The following is a 22,439-nucleotide window of genomic DNA, read 5'->3' on the forward strand; positions in this document are numbered from 1 at the left end:
TGGTGAGGGCGATGAAGGGTTTCAATTATAAAGACTATGATGGGCTTGGTTTAGCGGAGTTAGTAAAAAAGAAAGAGGTTCAGCCTCTTGAACTTGTTGAGGAAGCAATCCGACTATTAGATTTGTTGAATCCGAAACTGAATGCGGTCATAAACAAGATGTATGAACAGGCCCGTAAAACAGCAGGGAAGAAGCTGACAGGCCCATTTGCGGGAGTGCCGGTGCTTCTCAAGGATATCTCGCAGGAAATCGAAGGTGAGCGCATTACAGCGGGATCGAAGGCTTTTTTAAACTACCGGGCGAAAGCAGATTCAGAGTATGCTAGACGTCTGCGCCAAGCTGGAGTGGTTTTCCTTGGGCAGACGAATGTGCCTGAATTCGCCTTAGTCGCTGTGACGGAACCTGCCCATTATGGACCGACTCGCAATCCCTGGAACCTTAACCACACTCCTGGCGGATCCAGCGGTGGTTCGGCTGCCGCTGTTGCTTCGGGAATCGTCCCGATTGCGGGCGCTAATGATGGTGGTGGGTCGATTCGGATTCCGGCTGCCTATTGTGGACTATTTGGCTTAAAGCCAACCAGAGGCCGTACACCAGTCGGTCCAAATTATGGCCGGGCATGGCAAGGGGCATCGGCTGAACACGTATTAACGCGGACGGTTAGGGACAGTGCGGCTATGCTGGATGCACTGCATGGACATGAAAAAGGAGGTGCATTTTCTGCAACGCCTTTTGAAGGGAGCTATCTGCAAGTGGCTGGCACTCCGCTTGAAAAAAAGATTAAGATTGCTTATTCGATAAAATCGCCGATTGGGACAGATGTTGACCCTGAATTCAGAGAAGGTGTCCTGAAAACAGCAAGACTACTTGAGTCGCTGGGACACCAGGTGGATGAGATAGACGCTCCAGTTGATGGGCATAAAATCGCGAAGAGTTATTTGACGATGTACTTCGGGGAAACGGCAGCCCTTTTAGCATCGCTGGAGGACGTACTTGGCCGGAGAGCGACTGCTTCGGATGTTGAACCCACAACGTGGCTGCTCGGCTTGCTCGGCAAAGCGACCTCCGCAGAAGAGTTTGTTTTGAGTCTAAGAGAATGGGACAGGGCGGCGCTACAGATGGAAACATTCCATGAAACCTATGATTTTTATATCACACCCACTACGGCCTATCCACCAGCGAAGATCGGAGAACTGGAACCGAGTTCGTCTGAGAAATTCCTTATTGGCACTGTAGGTAAACTAGGGCTTGGAGGAATGTTAAAGAAGGCGGGAATCGTGGAACAAATCGCTCAAAAAAATCTGGCGAGAACACCATTCACTCAGCTTGCCAACCTGACTGGCCAGCCGGCTATGTCGCTGCCACTGCACCAAACCAAAGATGGTCTGCCGGTAGGTGTTCAGGTCATGGCTGCGAGAGGACGAGAGGATTTATTGCTGCAGCTGGCAGGGGAGTTAGAGCAATCAGAGTACTGGCTGGATATAAAGAAGAATTCCTTGTTTTAAGATAGAAGAATAATGAATCTATTATTTGAGAGTTTGCTAGATTGAGTGGTGCGAGGAAAGGCAGGTAAATGTCTTTCCTTTTTTGTCTTGTGTGCAAATATTGTCGAAAAACCCCCTTAATAGGTGCCTTTTTAACGTAACTTCTACGTAGTGGAGTAAAAACTTCAGGAGGGTGATTATGGAAAACTTAATAGCTGTTAGCAAAGTAGTAATGGCACAATTATTGTCATTGAATGTATACTCGCCATTGTTGGGTGTATTGATTGGAGCGTTCATTACATACAAATTAACGGCCGACCGTGACCGTGTCCTTGCTGCAAATGAGGCTTACAAAACAATCTATGGTTCAATGTATATCAGATTAGCAACTATTAAAATCAATATAGAATTAAAGAAAAAGGAACTTGGAAGTAGAAATTTCAGAAGATTAAATAAACAATGCAAAAAAAGCAAAAACATAACTTTGATCGCCAAACAAGTAATAGATGTTTCAGATGAACTACATAAAATTGTAAAGACGGTCGACGAGGATAAATTGAGCGCAATTGTGATCTTAAGATATTTTGCTGTTGATCAAATTAAAGAAAACATAAGATTGGCTGAAATCAGTGATTTGGGATTCAATGAAGACCCTGCTTCCCGGGATATTCGGATCGCACGCCTGCAATATGAATTGACTCTTGCTAAAATCTCCTTTGTCCAAAGTATTTTAGAAGACATGAAAAAAATCACAAAGAACGCAAGGATAAAAGATAAAGAAACAAGGACTACGCTTATGTTCCTTCTTAAGACATGCAAAACAGCCAAGAAAAACGGAGTACTGAAAATGTACCGAATAGAGCAGCCGACAGAATTACAAAAATATGATGTAAAGAACCTCCCTGCAAGCTAAGCAAGAATCTGCTCGAACACATTTGTTATAATGGGCAGGGCAGTTTGCTTCACATTGTTAATACAATAGCCTTGAATATTAATCAAACGTTTGATTAAAAAGGTCCAAACTTTGATAACACTTGAAAGAGGCAGCAGAGGCTGCCTCTTTTTTCAACACAATACAATGATTCTATAAGGCGTCGTTTGAGCCGGGATGCTGAAAGTAGAAGGACCATAAACAACGATCAGATTTCGGTTCGCAGGACTCTTTGTAAACCTCTGCCCATTTTCCAGTAAAATCTGTGTCCCTGGTGAAAGGTTTAGCTTCAGCATTCCGTCACTGCTGACCAGTTGGCTGTTGAAAAAGTCCACTTTTGCATTTTGAGAAGGTGTTTCTTTTACCATGACAAGGGCTCGGTATTGCGGCGGGTAAATCATCGGGACAGGAGCGTCTGCATCATAATAGCCTGTTACCCGATCGCCAACTGCCACCATTGCGTGATCCAAAAAGTAAGTCTTCGGCTCCACGATAAAATTCACTTGTCTTCCTGATCCATCAACCAAAGACATCACCTTATAGCAGCCTTCGCTTTCACTGTTTGGCGAGACGGAAAAATCATTAATCATCGTTACCGTCCCGCTGAAAGGTAGAAATTTAACCATTTTTGCCCCTCCACTCCCATAACTGATGCCTATATCTTATTCGTTAAAACCTATCTTGTGATAATCCGGGGCAATCAAGCTATTCTGGTAAGTAGTTCACTTCCAATGTTGATACCGTAACTTTTTCCTTTTTTAAAATTTCGCGGACTTCTGCTCGTAATCGATTTGATTCCTCATTCGTCATATTCACAACCAAAAGCTGAATCATCGAAGTATTTTCTTTTCCATCCAGTGTCCATAGATGCATTTTTTGAATTTCAATAACACCGGGCTGCTTGAGGATTTTGTTTTTTAACGTATCCATGTCTACATCCTCAGGGGTAGATTCCAGCAGGACCAATAAGGTTTTCTTCAAATTTTTAATGACATGGAACAAAATGTAGATAGTAATTCCGATAGATAAAAGAGGGTCCAGAATTGGAATGTCCTTGAATTGTAAAATAATGCTGACGACTAAAACAGCAACCCAGCCGAGGACATCCTCTAATAAATGCCAGCTTAGCATCTTGGAATTCAGGCCCTCTCCATGCCTTAACTTTAACGCGGCAAATCCATTCACGAGGACGCCCAGGATCGCCAGCCACATCATTCCCTCTGAATGAGGAGAAACAGGATTGAACAGTCTTTTTCCTGCTTCATAGAAAATATATATTGACCCGGTAATCAGAACCGTGCCACTCAATAAAGCCCCAAGCAGGGAAAAGCGTTTGTAGCCGAAAGGGAATTTCTCTGTCGCTTCTTTATTTGATTTCTTTTCTAACAACCACGAAGCACCGAGTGACAAAGAATCCCCTAAATCATGTATCGCATCCGCAACAATCGCAATACTTCCGGTAAGAATGCCTCCGATTATTTCTATGACGGTAAAACCAGCATTTAATAAGAATGCAAGCCGCATTCTCTTGCTAGTTTTGGTATCTTGCTTCATATCATCACTCCTGTTTCCTACTTTCCCTCAGGAGAAATAACGAAACTGGTAACAAAAAAACCTGATCACTCAATGATCAGGTTTTGGGAGTTATTTTTCAGGAATGACCGCTTCTGTTAATGCTCCTTCAAGCTCTAAAGTGAAGACTTCCGTTTGCTGGTCATTCCAACCGAATTGCTCCCGCATGAAATTGATGACATTTTCCTTAAAGTTATGGACCAAGTGGATGTCGAACAAGATAGCTCCTGTGCGTCTGTTGAAAAAGTCGATAGGAGTTGTTGCCGCTTCGAACTGGATCCCATAAACCAGCTTTGCAAATAACTCCAAGGGCAAACCATATTTGTCTGCCTCCTCCTTATGAGTGGAAGCAAGCTCGAATACGATTGGAGTGTTGGATCCATACTGGTAGGCCAGGCGGCGTGCTTCTTTTTTTGAGAAGCCAGCCTTTATGCCTTCTTCCAGCTGTTTCTCGACGTATTGATCAAAGTTTGCTGAACCTCCGACATCTCCGCCGGAAATCGGCAAATTCTTCGTCTGGCAGGCAGGGAAGCTGAGTCCTTCTTCTTTGGCTAATTTTTCAGCAAGCAGGTCAACAATCGTTTCTGCCATTTTACGATAGCCAGTCAACTTGCCGCCGGCGATCGTGATCAGGTGTGAATCAGATTCCCAGATCTCGTCTTTCCTTGAGATTTCAGAAGGGGCTTTGCCTTCCTCATGAATCAGCGGCCTAATACCTGCCCAGCTCGATTCTACATCTTGTTCCGTGACAATGACGTCCGGGAACATATATTGAATAGCTTTAAGGAGATAGCTTCTGTCTTCTTCCGTCATACCTGGGTTTATGGGGTCTTCATTGTAGAATGTATCTGTTGTTCCAACATATGTTTTGCCGTCGCGCGGAATCGCGAATACCATCCGGCCATCGGGCGTATCGAAATAAATCGCTTGCTTGAGCGGGAAGCGTGATTGGTCAATGACGATATGGACACCCTTCGAAAGCTTCAGGGTTTTCCCTATTTTCGAATCATCCATCTCCCGGATGCTGTCAACCCAAGGACCGGTTGCATTGACGGCTTTTTTGGCATGTACTTCATATTCCTCGCCTGTTAAAAGGTCCTCGACCAGTACTCCTGAGACAATCCCGTTATTATATTTCAAGTTTTTAACTTTGGAATAGTTCAATGCCGTTGCACCTTTTTCAACAGCCTGCTTCAAGACTTCGATGGTAAGGCGGGCATCATCGGTACGATATTCAACATAATAACCGCCACCCTTCAATCCATCTTTTTTTACAAGTGGCTCTTTTGCCAGTGTTTCAGTTGCGTTAAACATTTTTCTGCGCTCGGCTTTTTTTACGCCTGCTAAAAAGTCATACACCCTTAGGCCGATTGACGTGCTGAAGCTGCCGAAAGTTCCGCCTTTATGGAATGGAAGAAGCATCCATTCAGGTGTCGTGACGTGCGGGCCGTTTTCATAGACAATGGCCCGTTCCTTGCCGACTTCAGCGACCATTTTTACTTCGAATTGCTTAAGATAACGCAGGCCGCCGTGCACAAGTTTTGTTGAACGGCTTGAGGTGCCTGCCGCAAAATCCTGCATTTCCAATAGGGCAATATTCATTCCTCTTGTAGCAGCATCAAGCGCGATCCCAGCGCCGGTAATGCCGCCGCCAATGACAAGGACATCGAATGCCTCTTTTTTCAGTTTCGCGACTATATGTTTACGATCGAGATTTGAGAATCTCATAGGATACGCCTCCTTAATATGAAAAAAAGAGAGACCACAAACAACATTATCGCCCTAAAGCCGAAATGTTATCGTGGTCTCTCCAGTTCTCCTACCCGATTTATTAACTTATAATCATTATATCACAGACATCTGAAATTTTCATATGTCGGATTCTTGAATTTTCCATAAATTGCTTTTGGATGTAGTAATGGCAGTGGCGCCGGCATCCAAAGCGTTTTTCACTTCCTCAGGTGTCCGGATAAGGCCTCCTGCAAAAATTGGGATATTAACCCGTTCCGTGACCTCCCTGATCATCCAAGGCATGGCTCCTGGTAAAACTTCAATATAGTCAGGACGAGTTTTTTCGATGAGTTTGTAGCTTTTTTCGAGAGCGTGGGAATCAATCAGGAAGACCCTCTGTACTGCGATTACCCCTTTTTGCTTCGCCTTTAAAATGACACTGGACTTGGTTGAAATCAGCCCGTAAGGCTTATACTCCTGACAAATATATTCCGTCGAAAAATCATCACTCTTCAAACCCTGAATCATATCTACATGATAAATCATTTTTTTGCCGTACCGTTTCGCCATTGAATGGATATTTTTCAATTGGGCGATATGCACTTCCAGCATGACGCCAATCTCAAAAGGACTTTGAAGAAAATGTTCAAATTCCTTCATGTTCGAAGAGGCGGGCAAGATTTTTTGGTCCAAGAGGATCCCTTCCTTAAAACAGATTATCCATTATCTTAACATAGGCTGATTAATGCTTTCTATTTAGGCTGAAAAAAATCCCAATCAGAATGATGGCTGATAAGACATACGATGTAGTACTTACAGACGGGAGGGAGGCAGCGTTTTTTAAACCGATTCCAATTATGGCCCAGATGAATACGAGAGGATAGATACGATCCTTATTTTTAAAGGTGAAATAAAGAGCTAGGAGTGTCGCAATCACTAGCATGATGATCGCCCAGGCAACATCCGAAAACCCGAATCCATTCCAGCCAATATGCTTCAAGTAATAGCTGATATTGGCAATTGTCGCAACGCTGATCCAACCGAGGTAGACTGAAAACGGGAACAAATCCCAAAATGAAGTGTTTTCATTTTTGATGACATGATAAAGCTTGATGAGAGTAAGCAGCAAGCCGATCATTACACACACCGTTAACAGGAAAAACTCATAATGCCATAAAAGAATCCAGGCAATGTTAAGGGCGGAGCTCAGCAAATAAAACGGAGTGGCTTTTTTGTAAACCGGCAAGTTTCTTCTTGAAGAAGGGAACTGCCTGATTGTCCAAATAAACAATAAAAAATAGATCAGTCCCCATATTCCAAAAACATAGCCAGCGGGGGTGAAAAGCACATTCAGCTTATCAGAGATTTCGCCGGTTGTCTGCCCGTTAATCGGAAGGATATTTGCCAGCGCATTGACCAATACGACTAGAATTGTAGCAAGCAGATTAACAATAAAACGTCCCATTCTATCCCTCTCTTTCGTTAAGGCGTTTTGTTCATACTATTCCACTTCTAATAAGTCCATAACCACTTTTAGCAGTTGGGGGAGGAGGTAAAATTGCAGCTTCCAAACAAGCATACTGAAATTTGTGAAAAGTAAGTACCCCCTAGTACTATAGTAACAGTGTTAATTATTTTGAAAGGCAAAGAGGTTGAAGACATGATTACTAGTATGAAAATGAAGAGTACACAGGTGTTTCAGGAAGATGCGGTATTGGCCGCAATTGAAAGATCACTGGCAATGATTGAGTTCGACCCCAATGGAAAAGTGCTTTGGGCGAATGAGAACTTCTCCAGGACGATGGGATACCGAGTCGAAGAAATGCCCGGCTTAATGCATAAACAATTTTGCACATCTGAATTTGCAGAGAGCAGGGAATACATGGAATTATGGAGGAACCTGCGTGCCGGCAAAAGCTTTCAAGAAAAAATTCAGCGCGTCACTAAAAGAGGTGAACTGCTCTGGCTTGAGGCGACTTATACTCCGGTCTTTGATTCAACAGGTAAAGTCGCTGGAGTGGTGAAGGTGGCAACGGATATTTCCACGCGAGAGGTGAATATATCAGGAGTAGCCGAGCAGCTCCAGAAGATGTCCGAAGAGCTGAGCGGCCGAGCGGAAATGGGCATTATGAGAAGCGAAGAAGCAGCCTTTGCTGCCAGCAAGTTAGCGGACGAATCAAAAGGGAGTCTCGAGATCCTTGAATCCCTGAAAACACAGGTGAAATCAATCGGCAGCATCGTGAAGACCATCCGGGAAATTGCCGCGCAAACGAACCTGCTTGCACTGAACGCAGCCATCGAAGCAGCAAGAGCGGGTGAGCATGGGAGAGGCTTTAATGTCGTTGCCGGTGAAGTAAGAAAACTCGCAACACGAGTGCAGGAATCCATCCAGGAAGTCAACTCACATGTCGAGGGTATCGCAGGTGAAATCAATAAAATCAGCGAGGCCACCCAGCGCTCCCAAAATGGCATAACTAATAACCAGGCACTCAATGAACAGGCAGTCGCAGCCTTCAAGGAAATAGGAAGCGCGGCCCGCGAATTAGACTCGCAAGCCAAAACGTTCAAGGACATATTGTGAAAACGGCACCTCCATCAAATCAACTTCCTGGATTTGATGAGGTGTTTTTTGTTCTGAGAGAGTGGCCAGGTGATGTAGGACGTCTGCATTGCCTGAAAATGAAGCAGAAGGGAGAAAACGGTAAAAGCAGAGCGTCTGCATTGCCCGAAAATAGTACAAAATCAGAAATATGGTAAAAGCAGCTGTTTGCATAACCAATTAAATGAAAACTACTACTCCTGCAAAAAAACAACTCTCCATCCCAGCAACTTTTCCACTCATTTGTTCGTCTAATTCATCAATAGGATAGCATTATTTGTTGAATGTCTTAATTTATGGTATATTTTAAGAACTTCAACCCCCTATTTTCTCCAACCAATTTCTTCACTATTCTATTTAAACTATGATTCCCATGGGAATTAATAAATACATTTGCACAAAGAAACAGGAGCTGAACTATGGAAACGAAATTGAAAAAGGATCTTAAGATTTTCGCTTTGGGCGGTCTTGGTGAGATCGGAAAAAATACGTATGTAATCGAATACAAAAATGAAATGGTACTGGTGGATTGCGGAATCAAGTTTCCGGATAACGAGTTGTTTGGGATTGACTATGTGCTCGCGGATTATTCTTATTTAAAACAAAACCAGGACAAGCTTGTCGGGATTTTCGTGACACATGGCCACGAAGATCACATTGGCGGGCTGCCATTTTTGCTTCAGGATGTAAAAGCACCGATTTACGGCGGTGATTTTGCCGTTGAGCTAATTAAGTCCAAGCTGCAGGAGCACAAAATCAAAGGCGTTAAATTCCACCAAATCAACAATGATACGGTTGTCGAGTTCCAGAATATCAAGGTGCGCTTTTTCCGGACGACGCACAGTATTGCGGATTCTTTCGGTGTTGTCGTGACGACTCCGGAAGGGAATATTGTCCACACAGGTGACTTCAAATTTGACCTCACACCGGTGGGCGCGGGCACTGATTTCCAGAAAATCGCCGAAATAAGCAATGAGGGTGTGCTATGCCTGTTATCAGACAGCACGAACAGTGAACAGCCAGGCTTCTCAGTATCAGAAAAACGTGTAGGCGAAGCAATCGAAGATATTTTCCAGACCGTGGACGGCCGCGTAATTTTTGCGACGTTTGCATCCAATATTGACCGAGTCCAGCAAGTTGTGCGGTCATCAGTAAGGCACGACCGCAAAATGGCCATTGTTGGCCGCAGCATGGAGAAGACCTTTGAAATCGGGCGCAGATTAGGCTACATCACCGCACCGGATGATGCATTCGTCAACGTCAATGAGATCGGGAAGATTCCTAGCGATAAGCTGACAATCATCTGTACAGGAAGCCAGGGAGAACCGATGGCGGCACTTGCGAGAATTGCAAATGGCACGCACAGGCAAATCTCTGTCATTCCCGGAGATACGATTGTATTTTCTTCCTCGCCGATCCCGGGCAACACGATCAGTGTAAATCGCGTGATTGATAAGCTGCACCGTATTGGCGCAGAAATTATCCATCATAAAATCAGCGAGGTCCATACTTCCGGGCATGGTAAGCAGGAAGAACAGAAACTGATGATCAAGCTGCTGAATCCGAAGTTCTTCATTCCGATTCACGGTGAATACCGTATGCTTGACCAGCACGTAAAGTTGGCGGAGCAATGCGGAATCCCGCGTGAAACCTGCTTTATTTTAGATAATGGAGATGTCCTGGAGCTTTCTGCTGATGGCGGCCAGGTTGCGGGGAAAGTACCAGCGCAGCCGGTATATGTCGACGGCAGCGGAATCGGCGATATTGGACATATTGTTTTAAAAGACAGAAGAGTGCTGTCACAGGATGGACTTGTAATCGTCACAATGATGATCGATCGCGAAAAAAAGCAGCTTGTCAACAAGCCGACGGTCGTGACAAGAGGATTCGTTTACGTCAGGGAATCAGGCGATCTTATGAAAAATGTTGAAGAATTGATCAAGGATAAAATTGTAACAGAACTGGCAGGCGGCACGAAGGACTGGTCGAGCATCAAGAAGGCAGTCATCGACGTCGTCAACCCATTCCTGTACAGCCAGACAGGCAGAAGGCCGATGATTTTGCCGATTATTATGGAAGTCTAATTCGAGAACGCTCCTTTAAGGGGCGTTTTTTATTTGCTTATATTACACACAATAAGGTCAGGAAGGAGGAGCAGTCTTGGAAAATCAAAGTTATCTCGAGTCTTGGTTTGGAAATATTAAAGGAGATATTCTTTCTGGACTTGTTGTTACCATTGCCCTGATTCCGGAGGCGATCGCCTTCTCAATCATCGCAGGTGTTGACCCGATGGTGGGATTGTATGCTTCTTTCACCATAGCGGTTGTGATTGCTTTTGTAGGCGGCAGGCCAGGAATGATTTCGGCCGCCACGGGAGCAATGGCCTTATTGTTTATCGATTTGGTCGCGGAGCATGGAATCCAGTATTTATTGGCGGCAACAATTTTAACGGGAATTATTCAAATACTATTCGGCGTTTTCAGGCTTTCTAGATATATGAAATTCATTCCGCGGTCTGTCATGGTCGGCTTTGTCAATGCACTGGCCATCCTGATTTTTATGTCACAGCTCGAAAATTTCGAAAACGCGACCTGGCATGTGTACGCATTGGCAGGTTTAACACTGTTGATCATTTATTTGCTTCCTTACATAACAAAAGCTGTGCCATCGACGTTAGTTGCGATTGTTGTTGTGACCTTTATTGTGATTTTGATGGGCATCGATGTCAGGACAGTAGGGGATATGGGCACATTGACGAGGACGCTGCCTGTATTTTTGCTTCCCGATATTCCTATAACACTTGAAACGCTGTTGATTGTGCTTCCATATTCATTAGCCCTTGCGGTAGTCGGTTTATTGGAGTCGCTGCTGACTGCCACGATTGTCGATGATATGACGGACTCAGAAAGCGATAAGAACACGGAAAGCAAGGGGCAGGGTATCGCCAATATCGTAACCGGCTTTTTCGGCGGGATGGCAGGATGTGCGATGATTGGCCAATCGGTCATCAATGTTAAATCTGGCGGCAGGAAAAGGTTGTCAGCCCTCGTAGCTGGTGTTTTCTTGATGCTGTTGATCGTCTTGTTAGGTGATATTGTCGTCCAAATCCCAATGGCCACGCTTGCTGGGGTGATGATTATGGTTTCGATTAGCACTTTTGACTGGTCGTCGATCAGGACACTGCATCTGCTGCCGAGAACAGATGCAATTGTGATGGTTATTACGGTATTGACGGTAATTTTTACTCATAATCTTGCCATTGGAGTATTCACAGGTATCCTGTTGAGCGCGATATTCTTTGTCTCGAAGATTTCACAAGTGGATGTCGAGAGCTCAGTCGTGAATAAACGCCGGACATATAAGCTGAAGGGGGAGCTGTTTTTCGCTTCTGTTACAGAACTCCAAAAGCAATTCGATTACAAAGAAGACATCGAATTTATTGAGCTGGATTTGAGGAAGACTCACCTTTGGGATGATTCAGCAGTTGCTGCCGTGGAGAAAATCGTCGGCAAGTTTGAAGAGGCTGGCAAAAAGGTTGTTGTTAGCGGCATGAATCAGGAAAGCTCCGATTTAGCTGAAAAGCTTGCAAATAAATTAGGTTCACATTAACGAAGAGGTGATGTAATGTATCAAAAAATACTCCTGGCCGCCGATGGTTCCGAACATTCTATTCGTGCAGCAGATCATGCGATCATAATTGCGAAATGCCAGGGAGATGCCAAAATGGAGATTGTGTATGCAGTCGATGGAGACAGCTCCAAGTCTGATGTACTGAGCAATTGGAACTCGGCTGATATCAATGATAAACGCAAGGAACGCCTGAAGGATATCGAGCGGAAGGCAAGGGAATCGGGAGTTAAATTCGAGATTAAAATCCTTCACGGTGAACCAGGCCCAACAGTTGTCAATTACACGAATAAAAACAATTTCGATCTTGTAGTCATCGGGAGCAGAGGCTTGAACGGACTACAGGAGCTCATGCTCGGAAGCGTGAGCCATAAAGTGGCCAAAAGAGCCAATTGTCCGGTGATGATTGTGAAATAAGTATAAGGGTAAAACAAAAAGACACACCGAACATTGTTCGGTGTGTCTTTGCATTATTCTTGGTCTTTTCCGTAAAAGCGAAGCAAATCTCCGTAAATGATTTGGTCGGAGTAGTTCAGTTCATTCTTGGCATGCTCGATGTGCGGTTCACAGCTTGCACCGTCTGTCGGCTCACCTGTGGCCTTATCGTAGCATACGCCTTTCGTGTAGACTACATCTTCAGTAATGAAGCTGCCGTCTCTTAGGGTAACAAAGTTATCCTGCTTTTCGGAGAACAGGTCCGCTCCAAACTGGATGTCCTGTTTTGTATCAATACCAGCAAGGTTCAACAGTGTCGGACGCAAGTCGATCTGGCCAGATACGGTTGATATTGTCTTGCCTTCGTGACCCGGGATGTGGATGATCATTGGCACACGCTGCAACTGTGTTGAAACAAATGGCGTGATTTCCTTGCCAAGATACTGCTCCATTGCCTTGTTATGGTTCTCAGAAATTCCGTAGTGGTCACCGTAGATCACGATGATTGAATCCTCGTATAGACCTTCTGCCTTCAAATCCTCGATGAAAAGCTTAAATGCTTCATCCGTATAGCGGACGGTTGGGAAGTAGCGGTTCAGGGTCCCACTATTTGAATCAAACTCATCGATGAATTTGTCTTCTTCATCAAGTTCAAACGGGAAGTGGTTTGTTAACGTGATAAACTTCGCGAAGAACGGTTTTGGCATTGCTTTTAAATGTTCGATTGACTGGTCAAAGAAATCAACATCCTTCATGCCCCAGCCAACAGAATTTTCTTCGTTCACTTCATAATCCGGCAATGAGTAGAAACGGTCGTAACCGAAATTGTTGTACATTACGTCACGGTTCCAGAAGCTCTTGTTATTCGCGTGGAGCTTCGCTGTGTAATAAGCATTTTCCTTCAGCCTTTCAGCAAGTGACATATACTCATTCCCTGAGTGGGTGAAGAATACAGCACCACGTCCGAGCGGATATAAAGAGTTTTCCAACAGGAATTCGGAATCAGACGTTTTACCCTGTGCAGTCTGATGATAAAAATTATCAAAGTAATAGCTGTCTTTAATGAACTCATTCAAAAATGGCGTGATTTCCTGGCCATTCACTTTCTGGCCGATGACAAAATTCTGTGTGGATTCCATTGAAATCACGATGATGTTCTTGCCTTTAGCAGCGCCAAACATTTCTTTTGATGGCTCTGTGTATTGTGCTCGTGTATAGTTTTCGATTTCAGTTAGCTGGTTTCCATCTGCCATGGCTCTTTGTGCAGTGGTTTTTGTTTGCAGGTACGCATCGTAAATGTGATGGTTGTATGTCCCGATGTTCTTAACTAGGATTTCCCTGTCAAACGTACGAGTCAGCAATTCAGGACGCTCGGATTCGGAAAGTCCGAGGTTGAAAAATGCCAGGCCAATTGCGCTGAAGTAAAAAGCAGCAGCATAAACGCTTTTGTACTTTTTAAAAGAGACTTTAGGTGTTTTCACCAAAGCTAAAGCCAAGATTAAAAGGGCATCTGCAAAATAAATAATGTCAGTCCAGCTAATCAATTCACCGACACTGCTCTTTAAATCGCCCATATTGCTTGTCTGTGTTAACAGCGGAATCGTGATAAAATCACTGAATTCCTTATAGTAAACAACATTAGCGTAAAGAATAAAGGATGTGATGAAGCTCGTCGTTACGACGAAGATTTTCTGCTTCCTGCCTGCCATGAAAACCCCGAGGCCCAAGATAAACATAAGGAAGCTTAAAGGATTGATGAACAGGATGAATTCCTGCATTTTATTTTCAATATCTATATCAAAATTTAACTTATAAACTGTGTAGGTTTTAAGCCATAATAGGACAATGGCAATCAATACAAAACTTACGGACATTTTCTTTTTTGTCCCCATGCAATCCCTCCTAGGAATCTACTGAAGTTTACATTTTACCACAAATGAAAATAGAATTGTAGCTGAGCTGATAAACGCGTAATTTTCCGATATTTATTAGTACGAATTAAACCCCATAAAAGTTTCTGGTAATTAATTCTATTTCACCTAAGGAAACTTTTTTGCTGCCCTGTCAATTATATGGGTAAGGTTAAAAAGGTTGCTATAGACTCACTCGCTCTTTAATTGTTAAAATGTTCTAGCAGTTGAATGGAGGCCAGTCCATGAATGAACAACGCTATTCCAATTTAAAACTAGGTGAACGCGGGGCCATTATAAGTATCCTCGCTTATATACTTCTTTCTGCTTTAAAACTTTCTGTAGGTTATATCAGCGATTCCGAAGCATTAAAGGCTGATGGTTTGAACAATACGACTGATATTTTAGCCTCGCTGTCCGTCCTCATTGGTTTGAGGCTGTCACAAAAACCTGCTGATGATGACCACCTTTATGGCCATTGGAAATCAGAAATGGTCGCTTCGATGGTAGCATCCTTTATCATAATTGTTGTCGGTTTCCAGGTTTTAACCAGCGCCTTCACCTCCGTTTTTGAAGGAGCTGCCGAAGCACCAGATCTCATTGCTGCCTGGACAGGATTATTTTCTGCAGCAATTATGTATTTCGTGTATCGTTATAACCGAAACCTCGCACGCAAAATAAAAAGCCATTCGGTCATGGCCGCGGCTAAAGATAATCTGTCCGATTCGTGGGTGAGTATCGGTACGGCCGTTGGGATCATTGGCTCCCAATTTGGTTTGCCATGGCTAGACCCTGTGACCGCATTTATCGTTGGCGCACTCATTTTAAAAACAGGCTGGGACATCTTCCGGGAAGCATCCCACCAGCTGACAGACGGCTTTGATGTAGACCTAATTAAAGAATATAACGAAACCATCTGTAATATTCCTGGTGTGAAAGGAATTAAAGATTTAAAGGCACGCAGCTACGGTAACAATATTGTCGTCGACTGCGTCATCACTGTGACACCTACCCTCGACATCAGCACGGCTCATGATATATCGACTAGGGTAGAAGAAAAGCTTATGGAAGAATACGATATATATGACGTCCATGTACATGTAGAGCCAGATTGAATAAGAAAAAGTGATGAACGACAATAGACTTGTTAATGCTATAGTTAGCTGGACTATTAGATTTTGAAGGGTAAAGGTAAAAACAAATGAAGTTTGTAAAATCTCAGATGAAACAGTTGATTAAAGATAATCCAGAACTGCAAACGCGCTTATCCAGTTTGATAAAAGAGCATGATCTGGAGAAAAACTTTGCCCTTAAGGCTTTATATCATTCACAAGTAGCTGAGGGCGGAAAATATCAGCTCGCATACCAAGCACTTGACTTGCCCAAGGGGTAAGTCATTTTTATTTCGATTTCCACAAGGCGCGTTATCCTTTATAGTTATGGAATGGATAAAACTATTACCACTTAGATTAGTGTCTAGCTCCAGCGCCTAGCCCCTCGAGACGTTTCGGGGCTGAGCAAGGGGCTTGCGCTTTTCTTACAGCGGAAGGATTTGAAACTGATTGGAATTTACTAACTTTGAGCCTAAGTCTTTTATATATAATTACGCTTTTCCGGGTGAAGAAAAAGAGTTGTGCGCACTGGAAATGCGCTCGTTTTTTGGGGAGGATACAGAATCCAGCGTCCTGGAGAGCACTTTGAAAATCGATCCAAGCCGTAGTCCGTTTATGAGGGGACGTATGGACATCATCCTAGAAGGTGAGCAATTAGAGGACCTAATTGAGCAAGTGAAGAAGATAGAATTGACTGGATCTACTTTTAAAGTGATGTATGTAAAAGTAACAGGTCCTGACAAGGTGGATTTTAAAGAAAGGCGCCGATTCGAACGGGAAGTGGGTCTGCATATTTCCGGAGAGCCGGAGCTCGTAAATCCAGATGTGCTTTTTGGAATCATGAATGTAAACGAGCGTTGGGTATTTGGTGAATACCACAGCAGTGAAGCGGTCTGGCTGAACCATCAGCAAAAGCCGCATAGCTACTCAACTTCATTAAGCACCCGTGTCGCAAGAGCTGTCGCCAATATCGCAGTTCCTGATCCAGCTGGAGTAAAAGCGATCGACCCATGCTGCGGAATTGGAACGGTAGTGGTGGAAGCATTGTCGATGGGTATCGACATCGTTGCCAGTGATATCAATCCACTCATACTGCCTGGAACAAGGGAGAACATCGCGCATTTTGGCTATTCAACGGAAGTGACGTTTAAGGACATTCGCAAGGTCACTGGGAGCTATGACGTAGCGATTATTGATATGCCGTACAATCTGTGCTCAGTAATCACACCCGAAGAGCAGCTCGAGATGCTCCAAAGCACATACGAATTCGCTGCCAAAGTAGTCATCGTCACGATTGAACCAATCGATTCTATCATCGGAAATGCCGGCTTTGAAATTGCTGATCGCTGCGTCGTGAGAAAAGGGACCTTCGAACGCGAGATCATTGTATGTGAAAAATAGGATAAATTTAAGGACGATTATGCCAGGCATAATCGTCCTTTCTTCTTTTCACTAGGGTGTTTTCGTAAAGATTGTTGTTAAAATCCTAATGCCGATTTTAACGCAATATAATGCTATTTTGTGGTTGGATATTAAGTTTAAATGCTCTTTTCTCATAAAAAGGGGCTGCTTTGAGAAGAAAAATAGTTCATTCACTCCTATTTTGTAGTCAATAGCAACAAATTTTGAGAAAAGAGCTTTTCACTATTTAATCGCCTTGCTGACTCTAAGCTTCTTTCCCTTGATTGTTGCATTCTCCATTGCCTGAATCACAAGCGAGCCTTTTCCGTTCAGGATATCTACATAGGACATTGTATCGTGAATCGAGATGATGCCGATATCGTCTGCCGTTACTCCAGGGATTTTCGCGATTGTTCCAACGAAGTCGACGGCGCGGAGCTTCTTCTTTTTGCCGCCGCTAAAGTGAAGCTTCATAATATCCTGGTTGATGCGGGCTGTTTTGTTATTTTTCACGACACGGCGCCCGCTGATTTTTTCATCGAAAGCAGCTTGGTTCCTTACAACGTCCTGCTTGCTCGGAGCTTCTGTCACAGGAATCTCAAAGCCAATGTATCGTTCGATTGCTTTGATGAATTTCCCTTCATAAGGTGTAGCAAGCGTGATCGCTTTTCCTTTGTTTCCGGCGCGTCCAGTACGGCCTGTCCGGTGCACATAACCCTCTTTTTCCATTGGAACGTCATAGTTTATGACAAGCGAAACGTTATCGACGTCAATTCCTCTTGCAGCAACATCTGTGGCCACAAGGTAGCGGAAATTCCCCATTTTAAAGCCATCCATCACAGCAAAGCGGTCTTCTTGTTCCAATCCGCCATGAAGTCTTTCACAAGAATAATTTGCTTCTTCAAGTTCGGCAAACACGTTATCGACATTTTCCTTCGTCCTGCAAAAAATGATACAGCTGTCAGGGTTTTCAACAACCGTAATATCTTTTAGAAGGGAGAGCTTATCCTCTTCTTTCACTTCGATCAACATATGGTCAATCGTATTTGTCGTAATACCGGTAGAAGCGATTTCGATGTTAACAGGATCCTTCATATATTTATGGCAGAGATTTTCAACATCCTTGGGCAATGTCGCAGAAAACACCATGGTAACCCGATTAGGAGGAAGTTCTTCTATAATTGATTCAACATCATCAATAAATCCCATGTTAAGCATTTCATCTGCTTCATCGATGATGAGATATTTTATTTGGTCCAAAACCAGCGTTCCTCTTTCGATATGATCAATGACGCGTCCAGGTGTACCGACGACGACATGAGTTTTTTGCTTCAATTCCTCTTTCTGTTTCGAGAAAGGCTCCTTACCATAAACGGCCATGGCCTTGATTCTTTTGAATCGTCCGATATTCGTGATATCTTCACGAACCTGAACAGCCAGCTCCCTGGTTGGAGTGAGAATTAAGGCTTGAGGATTCTTTTCCTCCCATTCAACCATATCGCAAATGGGAATTCCGAAGGAAGCTGTCTTTCCGCTTCCTGTCTGGGATTTAACGACAAGATCCTGATTTTGCAACGCCATTGGGATCACTTCTGCTTGGACCTCTGTGGGACTTTCATATTTCAGCACACTAAGTGCTCTTTTAATTTCATCGCTTAAATTATAATCCTCGAAACTTCTTTGGCTCATTAAATAACCTCTTTTATTTTTTATTTTGTCTAGCTCCAGCGCCTAACCCCTGGAGACGTTTCGGTTCTGCCAATGAAGTCAAAGAACGACTTCACTGCCAGGCCCTCCAACGCTTGTCGGGGCTGACCAAGGCGCTTGCGCTTTTTTTATTATCCCGACTTATATATATGATTCTCGCAAAGAATCATCATATGCATAAACTGAATAGTATCCATTATACTTGAATTGCAGTACTAAGCGACAAGGATTTTAAAATGTAAGTAGAGTCTAAACTGAGAATGAGTTGTGCTCTTTTGTGAACATTGAGAAAAGCGCCCATTCCTTTAGAAGGTTTCACAAATTCACAATAATTCCGTTGGTACCCACGTGGGTGTATGGAGTATAATGAATACAAGAAAGAAAGCGATTTCATTTTTAAGGAAGGGTGTTGGAAATGAACTATCAAGAAGTAAAATCACAATTAGAAGCTTTGCAGATGCAATTGGCGAATAAAATGCAGAATCCAAACCTGTCTATAGATGAAAAAACTGAACTTCTGAATGCAATTGCTAACTACGATTATATTATCGAACTGACTTGCATGAACCATTTTGAGCGAGGAAAAGCCATACAATAAAGCCTTAAAATAGAGCCTGGAGGATTCCAGGCTATTTTTATATATTCTTCGACAGTTGGATCTCTTATAATACCCCGCCCAAAGGCTTCTGGCTGAAATAATCAAGAGCATAATTAACCTGGTGGATTTCATAGATTTTTCTTTCAATGCAAAATTGAATCACAAGGTCAGAGGTTTCACTGTCTGACAAAGAGTAGCCGGCAGAGCCTAACAGCTTGTCGGTTTCTTTTTTGTTCAGCTCAAGCGCCATCGCGAGGGCGATGACGGTATTCTTGCTCGGCCTGTATTCAGGGTTCGAGCGTATTTTTGAAAAATGCCTGCGGTCTATGCCGGCTTTTTTATAAATTTCAGAGTCAGAAGCGGCACCCTTTTTATCGATAAAATCAAACAGCACTTTTTGCAATGTCGGCTTCCGTTTCTGCGCGATGAACGTTTCGATCTCTAAAGGAGAAATACTCTCCAGTACAAAATCCTCAAGTGGTGCAGCAGATTTTTCATAAAGGATGATCGTCATATTCTGATCGATATATTCCTGCAACTCTTGCAAAATCCTTTTATCAAGCATGAGGCCAGCCTCCTTAAAATGTCGCTTAACAGGCGACCAATATATGGATGAATCTAGATATGATTATATCAGATTCAACCTAGGAGGATGATAGTGATGAACAACAATTTAACGGAAATCATTTTTTTGCTAGACCGGAGTGGCTCGATGGCAGGATTGGAGAGCGACACAGTTGGCGGCTTCAATGCTTTTGTGAAAAAACAGTCGGAACTGGAAGGTGAAACAATACTGACAACGGTGCTTTTTGATGATGAATATGAGGTGCTTTGGAACGGAATTGATGCAAGGGAGGCGAAGCTGACTGAAGAGGAGTACTATGTCCGCGGGATGACTGCACTTTTGGATGCCGTGGGAAAGACGATCCTCGATGTTGGCTACCGCCTAGCCAAAACAAAGGAAGATCGCAGGCCAGGCAAGATTATTTTCGTGATCACGACAGATGGTATGGAGAACGCGAGCAGTGAGTTCACATATGGAAAAGTAAAGGAACTGATCCGGCACCAGCAGGAAAAGTACAACTGGGAATTCATCTTCATGGGTGCCAATATCGACGTCGCCAAAGAAGCCGACAGCCTCGGAATCAATGTTGAGAATTCTTTTAAATTCGAAGCCTCTGAGAAAGGCATTGAAAACATGTATGAAATGGTTTCGGAATCCATTATGGAAAAAAGATTGAAGTGAAATTCAGGAGGAATGAACATGACTAACAATAAATTGGGTAACTGCAAGATTTGTGGTAAAGAAATCGCAAAAGGTGTGAAGAAATGCCCTCATTGCGGGAAAGACCAGCGCAGCTTTTTCGGGCGACATAAAATTCTGAGTTTCATTGGTATATTGATGCTTTTTGTAATCGTCGGTACAGCACTTGGCGGCGGAGAAGAAGCAAGCAATGAAGGTGGTTCTGCTGCAACAGCATCTGCACCGGCCAAAGAAGAAAAATTATATAAAGTAGGAGAAGCTGTTCCAGCTGATAAGGTTGAAATCACTGTTACAAAGTTTGAAGAAAAAGATCAGGTTGGCAATGAATTCGTCAACAAAGCAGTATCTGAAGGTGGTACTTTCGTAGCAATCCAATACAAAATCAAGAACAGTTCCAAGAAGCCGGTCGGAATGTTTGATTATCCGAGCGTCAGACTGGTGGATGAAGAAGGAATAGAGTACGATTCCGATATTGATGCATCTTCTAACTACGCACTTGAGACAAATGTAGACAATGCTAAGATTGCGAGTGATTTAAACCCTGGAATTACCGTTACAGATACGAAGGTATTTGAGGTATCTAAAGAAAACTTTGATGCAGGAATATGGTTTATCAAGGTTGGGGATGAAAGAATTCAGTTGAAGTAAGTATACATACCCGGGGCTTCCCGGGTTTTTCCGTTTGACACTCCCCCGACATTTAAAATTACTCGCTTTTGCGAAATTATGGTTCTAAACACTGTACTTCTGCCCATTTTTAGCTAGGCAGAAATTTTATTATTATTATTTTCATCTGACATTTTGCTGACATATTCACCCTGTAAATTATGAGTATAAGGTTCATGTCCAACTTGAACCTGAAAAATAGAAATAGTTTATAGGAGGATGTCAGATATGAAAAAGAAATCAGTTATTGGATTCACAATTGCAGGAGCCTTATTACTTGGAGGTTATGCAACTACCTCTTTGGCGAATGACGACAGTACAACAAACACAGCTGCAACCACAGTCAAAAGTTTTTTTGGTAAAGGTTTTGGCCATAAAGGGTATTTCGGAGGCAACTCAGAAGCATTAATTGAAAAGGCAAAGGACCTTGGCATTAGCACTTCAGGAAAAGACGCTGAGACATTGATGGGTGAAATTCGCGAAGCAACAATTAAAAATGAAGCAAAAGAATTGGGAATCAAGACAGAAGGCAAGGATATCGCAACGCTAGCTGAGGAAGTCCAATTGGCTAACCTCAAGGAAAAAGCGAAGGATTTGTATATTTCTACTGATGGAAAGGATGCAGCAGCGCTTCACGATGCCATCCGTTTAGCGAACCTTAAGAGTGAAGCGAAGGAACTGGGCGTTTCTACAGACAATAAGGATGCCCAAACATTAATGGAAGACATCCGCACTGCAAACTTGAATAAAAAAGCCAAGGAACTAGGTGTTTCTATTGAGGGAAAAGATCTGCAGACACTCCAGCAGGAAGTTCATACGGCCTATATCAATCAACAGGCTAAAAAGTATGGAATTACAGTAGACGGCAAGGATATCCGAGAAATTGCTCAGGAAGTCCAGTCTGCTAAAGTTAAGGCAGATGCTAAAGAACTGAACATTACGATTGATGGAAAAACAATTGGCGAAATCGCCCAGGAAGTACAGGAAAAGAAAGTCGTGAACCTGGCGAAGGAACTTGGAATTTCCACTGCAGATAAAGATACACGCGAGCTTATGGAAGAAATTCAGGACAAGGATGCCGACAAGCTTGACGAGCTGTTTGAAGATGGAATGGGTCACTTTGGAATGAAGAGCTTTGGCGGCGGATTTGGACACGGAGGAAAAGGCGGATTCGGCGGCCATGGCGGAATGGGTGAAAAAGACGGATTCGGAGGAAAAGGCGGCCGTGGAGGCATGCACCATAACGGCGGTGGACAAGGCTTTTAATGTAAAATAATATTCATGATCCCTCGGTATCTAGCGGGGGATTTTTCTTGTAAAATTAGGAGTAGAAAATGAACCGGATGACGGTCTCCAGAGTGTTTTGTAGATGAAAGCTCTTTAGAAGTGATGGGAGAGGCGA

General features: G+C 43.4%; 21 protein-coding genes. 13 read left to right on the top strand and 8 right to left on the bottom strand.

Annotation, left to right across the window (positions count from 1 at the left end):
• The first annotated feature begins 11 nt into the window (after window positions 1–11).
• Together DYI25_RS19000 and DYI25_RS19005 are read left to right on the top strand one after the other, a co-directional pair.
• Window positions 12–1,505: an amidase gene (locus tag DYI25_RS19000; RefSeq protein WP_213371879.1), complete on the top strand. Its 1,494-nt coding sequence runs from the start codon at window positions 12–14 to the stop codon at window positions 1,503–1,505.
• A 178-nt stretch (window positions 1,506–1,683) separates the two neighbouring features.
• On the top strand, window positions 1,684–2,397 hold the full coding sequence (locus DYI25_RS19005) for a hypothetical protein (RefSeq protein ID WP_213371880.1): 714 nt from the start codon (window positions 1,684–1,686) through the stop codon (window positions 2,395–2,397).
• Between the two features lie 152 nt (window positions 2,398–2,549).
• Here the strand turns inward: DYI25_RS19005 and DYI25_RS19010 are convergent, their stop codons facing one another.
• From DYI25_RS19010 to DYI25_RS19030, 5 genes are all read right to left on the bottom strand, one after another.
• On the bottom strand, window positions 2,550–3,041 hold the full coding sequence (locus DYI25_RS19010) for a hypothetical protein (RefSeq protein ID WP_213371881.1): 492 nt from the start codon (window positions 3,039–3,041) through the stop codon (window positions 2,550–2,552).
• Between the two features lie 79 nt (window positions 3,042–3,120).
• On the bottom strand, window positions 3,121–3,969 hold the full coding sequence (locus tag DYI25_RS19015; protein WP_213371882.1) for a cation diffusion facilitator family transporter: 849 nt from the start codon (window positions 3,967–3,969) through the stop codon (window positions 3,121–3,123).
• A 90-nt stretch (window positions 3,970–4,059) separates the two neighbouring features.
• The gene (locus tag DYI25_RS19020; protein WP_213371883.1) at window positions 4,060–5,715 is read right to left on the bottom strand and encodes a glycerol-3-phosphate dehydrogenase/oxidase; all 1,656 of its coding nucleotides are present in this window, start codon (window positions 5,713–5,715) and stop codon (window positions 4,060–4,062) included.
• A 141-nt stretch (window positions 5,716–5,856) separates the two neighbouring features.
• On the bottom strand, window positions 5,857–6,411 hold the full coding sequence (locus DYI25_RS19025; protein ID WP_213371885.1) for a glycerol-3-phosphate responsive antiterminator: 555 nt from the start codon (window positions 6,409–6,411) through the stop codon (window positions 5,857–5,859).
• A 49-nt stretch (window positions 6,412–6,460) separates the two neighbouring features.
• A complete protein-coding gene (locus DYI25_RS19030) occupies window positions 6,461–7,183 on the bottom strand; it encodes a TspO/MBR family protein (RefSeq protein WP_213371887.1) in 723 nt (240 codons plus the stop codon).
• Between the two features lie 195 nt (window positions 7,184–7,378).
• On the opposite strand from DYI25_RS19030, the gene DYI25_RS19035 reads away from it, so the two are divergent.
• From DYI25_RS19035 to DYI25_RS19050, 4 genes are all read left to right on the top strand, one after another.
• Complete coding sequence (locus DYI25_RS19035) at window positions 7,379–8,299, top strand: methyl-accepting chemotaxis protein (protein WP_213371890.1); 921 nt, start codon at window positions 7,379–7,381, stop codon at window positions 8,297–8,299.
• A gap of 437 nt (window positions 8,300–8,736) precedes the next feature.
• On the top strand, window positions 8,737–10,401 hold the full coding sequence (rnjA, locus tag DYI25_RS19040; protein ID WP_213371891.1) for a ribonuclease J1: 1,665 nt from the start codon (window positions 8,737–8,739) through the stop codon (window positions 10,399–10,401).
• Window positions 10,402–10,477: 76 nt separating this feature from the next.
• Window positions 10,478–11,926, top strand: coding sequence for a SulP family inorganic anion transporter (locus DYI25_RS19045; protein ID WP_213371893.1), 1,449 nt, complete (start codon window positions 10,478–10,480; stop codon window positions 11,924–11,926).
• A 15-nt stretch (window positions 11,927–11,941) separates the two neighbouring features.
• Window positions 11,942–12,361: a universal stress protein gene (locus tag DYI25_RS19050; protein ID WP_213371895.1), complete on the top strand. Its 420-nt coding sequence runs from the start codon at window positions 11,942–11,944 to the stop codon at window positions 12,359–12,361.
• 53 nt (window positions 12,362–12,414) lie between these two features.
• Here the strand turns inward: DYI25_RS19050 and DYI25_RS19055 are convergent, their stop codons facing one another.
• A complete protein-coding gene (locus DYI25_RS19055; RefSeq protein WP_213371897.1) occupies window positions 12,415–14,271 on the bottom strand; it encodes an LTA synthase family protein in 1,857 nt (618 codons plus the stop codon).
• 263 nt (window positions 14,272–14,534) lie between these two features.
• On the opposite strand from DYI25_RS19055, the gene DYI25_RS19060 reads away from it, so the two are divergent.
• From DYI25_RS19060 to DYI25_RS19070, 3 genes are all read left to right on the top strand, one after another.
• Entirely contained in the window at window positions 14,535–15,404 is an 870-nt protein-coding gene (locus DYI25_RS19060) for a cation diffusion facilitator family transporter (protein ID WP_213371899.1), read from the top strand.
• An 86-nt stretch (window positions 15,405–15,490) separates the two neighbouring features.
• Window positions 15,491–15,682: a hypothetical protein gene (locus tag DYI25_RS19065; protein WP_213371901.1), complete on the top strand. Its 192-nt coding sequence runs from the start codon at window positions 15,491–15,493 to the stop codon at window positions 15,680–15,682.
• A 253-nt stretch (window positions 15,683–15,935) separates the two neighbouring features.
• Window positions 15,936–16,802 carry a TRM11 family SAM-dependent methyltransferase gene (locus DYI25_RS19070; protein WP_213372512.1) on the top strand — a complete coding sequence of 289 codons (867 nt, stop codon included), beginning with the start codon at window positions 15,936–15,938 and terminating at the stop codon, window positions 16,800–16,802.
• A gap of 243 nt (window positions 16,803–17,045) precedes the next feature.
• Here the strand turns inward: DYI25_RS19070 and DYI25_RS19075 are convergent, their stop codons facing one another.
• Window positions 17,046–18,491, bottom strand: coding sequence for a DEAD/DEAH box helicase (locus DYI25_RS19075; protein WP_213371903.1), 1,446 nt, complete (start codon window positions 18,489–18,491; stop codon window positions 17,046–17,048).
• A 433-nt stretch (window positions 18,492–18,924) separates the two neighbouring features.
• Here DYI25_RS19075 and DYI25_RS19080 point away from each other — a divergent pair, with 433 nt between their 5' ends.
• Window positions 18,925–19,107: a DUF3896 family protein gene (locus DYI25_RS19080; protein ID WP_213371905.1), complete on the top strand. Its 183-nt coding sequence runs from the start codon at window positions 18,925–18,927 to the stop codon at window positions 19,105–19,107.
• A gap of 64 nt (window positions 19,108–19,171) precedes the next feature.
• On the opposite strand, the gene DYI25_RS19085 is transcribed toward DYI25_RS19080, so the two are convergent.
• Window positions 19,172–19,672, bottom strand: coding sequence for a hypothetical protein (locus tag DYI25_RS19085; protein ID WP_213371907.1), 501 nt, complete (start codon window positions 19,670–19,672; stop codon window positions 19,172–19,174).
• 96 nt (window positions 19,673–19,768) lie between these two features.
• Between DYI25_RS19085 and DYI25_RS19090 the strand changes: the two genes are divergently transcribed.
• From DYI25_RS19090 to DYI25_RS19100, 3 genes are all read left to right on the top strand, one after another.
• On the top strand, window positions 19,769–20,353 hold the full coding sequence (locus DYI25_RS19090; protein WP_213371909.1) for a vWA domain-containing protein: 585 nt from the start codon (window positions 19,769–19,771) through the stop codon (window positions 20,351–20,353).
• Window positions 20,354–20,371: 18 nt separating this feature from the next.
• A complete protein-coding gene (locus DYI25_RS19095; protein ID WP_213371911.1) occupies window positions 20,372–21,019 on the top strand; it encodes a DUF4352 domain-containing protein in 648 nt (215 codons plus the stop codon).
• A 246-nt stretch (window positions 21,020–21,265) separates the two neighbouring features.
• The gene (locus DYI25_RS19100) at window positions 21,266–22,303 is read left to right on the top strand and encodes a hypothetical protein (RefSeq protein ID WP_213371913.1); all 1,038 of its coding nucleotides are present in this window, start codon (window positions 21,266–21,268) and stop codon (window positions 22,301–22,303) included.
• The last annotated feature ends 136 nt before the right edge of the window (window positions 22,304–22,439 follow it).

The sequence above is a fragment of the Mesobacillus boroniphilus genome (assembly GCF_018424685.1).
Lineage (GTDB): Bacteria > Bacillota > Bacilli > Bacillales > Cytobacillaceae > Mesobacillus > Mesobacillus boroniphilus_A.

Excerpts from the sequence above, each read along its gene's own strand:
- DYI25_RS19000 (WP_213371879.1), top strand. The coding sequence starts at position 12 with ATGAAGGGTTTCAATTATAAAGACTATGATGGGCTTGGTTTAGCGGAG.
- DYI25_RS19005 (WP_213371880.1), top strand. The coding sequence starts at position 1,684 with ATGGAAAACTTAATAGCTGTTAGCAAAGTAGTAATGGCACAATTATTG.
- DYI25_RS19010 (WP_213371881.1), bottom strand. The coding sequence starts at position 3,041 with ATGGTTAAATTTCTACCTTTCAGCGGGACGGTAACGATGATTAATGAT.
- DYI25_RS19015 (WP_213371882.1), bottom strand. The coding sequence starts at position 3,969 with ATGAAGCAAGATACCAAAACTAGCAAGAGAATGCGGCTTGCATTCTTA.
- DYI25_RS19020 (WP_213371883.1), bottom strand. The coding sequence starts at position 5,715 with ATGAGATTCTCAAATCTCGATCGTAAACATATAGTCGCGAAACTGAAA.
- DYI25_RS19030 (WP_213371887.1), bottom strand. The coding sequence starts at position 7,183 with ATGGGACGTTTTATTGTTAATCTGCTTGCTACAATTCTAGTCGTATTG.
- DYI25_RS19035 (WP_213371890.1), top strand. The coding sequence starts at position 7,379 with ATGATTACTAGTATGAAAATGAAGAGTACACAGGTGTTTCAGGAAGAT.
- rnjA (WP_213371891.1), top strand. The coding sequence starts at position 8,737 with ATGGAAACGAAATTGAAAAAGGATCTTAAGATTTTCGCTTTGGGCGGT.
- DYI25_RS19050 (WP_213371895.1), top strand. The coding sequence starts at position 11,942 with ATGTATCAAAAAATACTCCTGGCCGCCGATGGTTCCGAACATTCTATT.
- DYI25_RS19055 (WP_213371897.1), bottom strand. The coding sequence starts at position 14,271 with ATGGGGACAAAAAAGAAAATGTCCGTAAGTTTTGTATTGATTGCCATT.
- DYI25_RS19060 (WP_213371899.1), top strand. The coding sequence starts at position 14,535 with ATGAATGAACAACGCTATTCCAATTTAAAACTAGGTGAACGCGGGGCC.
- DYI25_RS19065 (WP_213371901.1), top strand. The coding sequence starts at position 15,491 with ATGAAGTTTGTAAAATCTCAGATGAAACAGTTGATTAAAGATAATCCA.
- DYI25_RS19070 (WP_213372512.1), top strand. The coding sequence starts at position 15,936 with ATGCGCTCGTTTTTTGGGGAGGATACAGAATCCAGCGTCCTGGAGAGC.
- DYI25_RS19075 (WP_213371903.1), bottom strand. The coding sequence starts at position 18,491 with ATGAGCCAAAGAAGTTTCGAGGATTATAATTTAAGCGATGAAATTAAA.
- DYI25_RS19080 (WP_213371905.1), top strand. The coding sequence starts at position 18,925 with ATGAACTATCAAGAAGTAAAATCACAATTAGAAGCTTTGCAGATGCAA.
- DYI25_RS19085 (WP_213371907.1), bottom strand. The coding sequence starts at position 19,672 with ATGCTTGATAAAAGGATTTTGCAAGAGTTGCAGGAATATATCGATCAG.
- DYI25_RS19090 (WP_213371909.1), top strand. The coding sequence starts at position 19,769 with ATGAACAACAATTTAACGGAAATCATTTTTTTGCTAGACCGGAGTGGC.
- DYI25_RS19095 (WP_213371911.1), top strand. The coding sequence starts at position 20,372 with ATGACTAACAATAAATTGGGTAACTGCAAGATTTGTGGTAAAGAAATC.
- DYI25_RS19100 (WP_213371913.1), top strand. The coding sequence starts at position 21,266 with ATGAAAAAGAAATCAGTTATTGGATTCACAATTGCAGGAGCCTTATTA.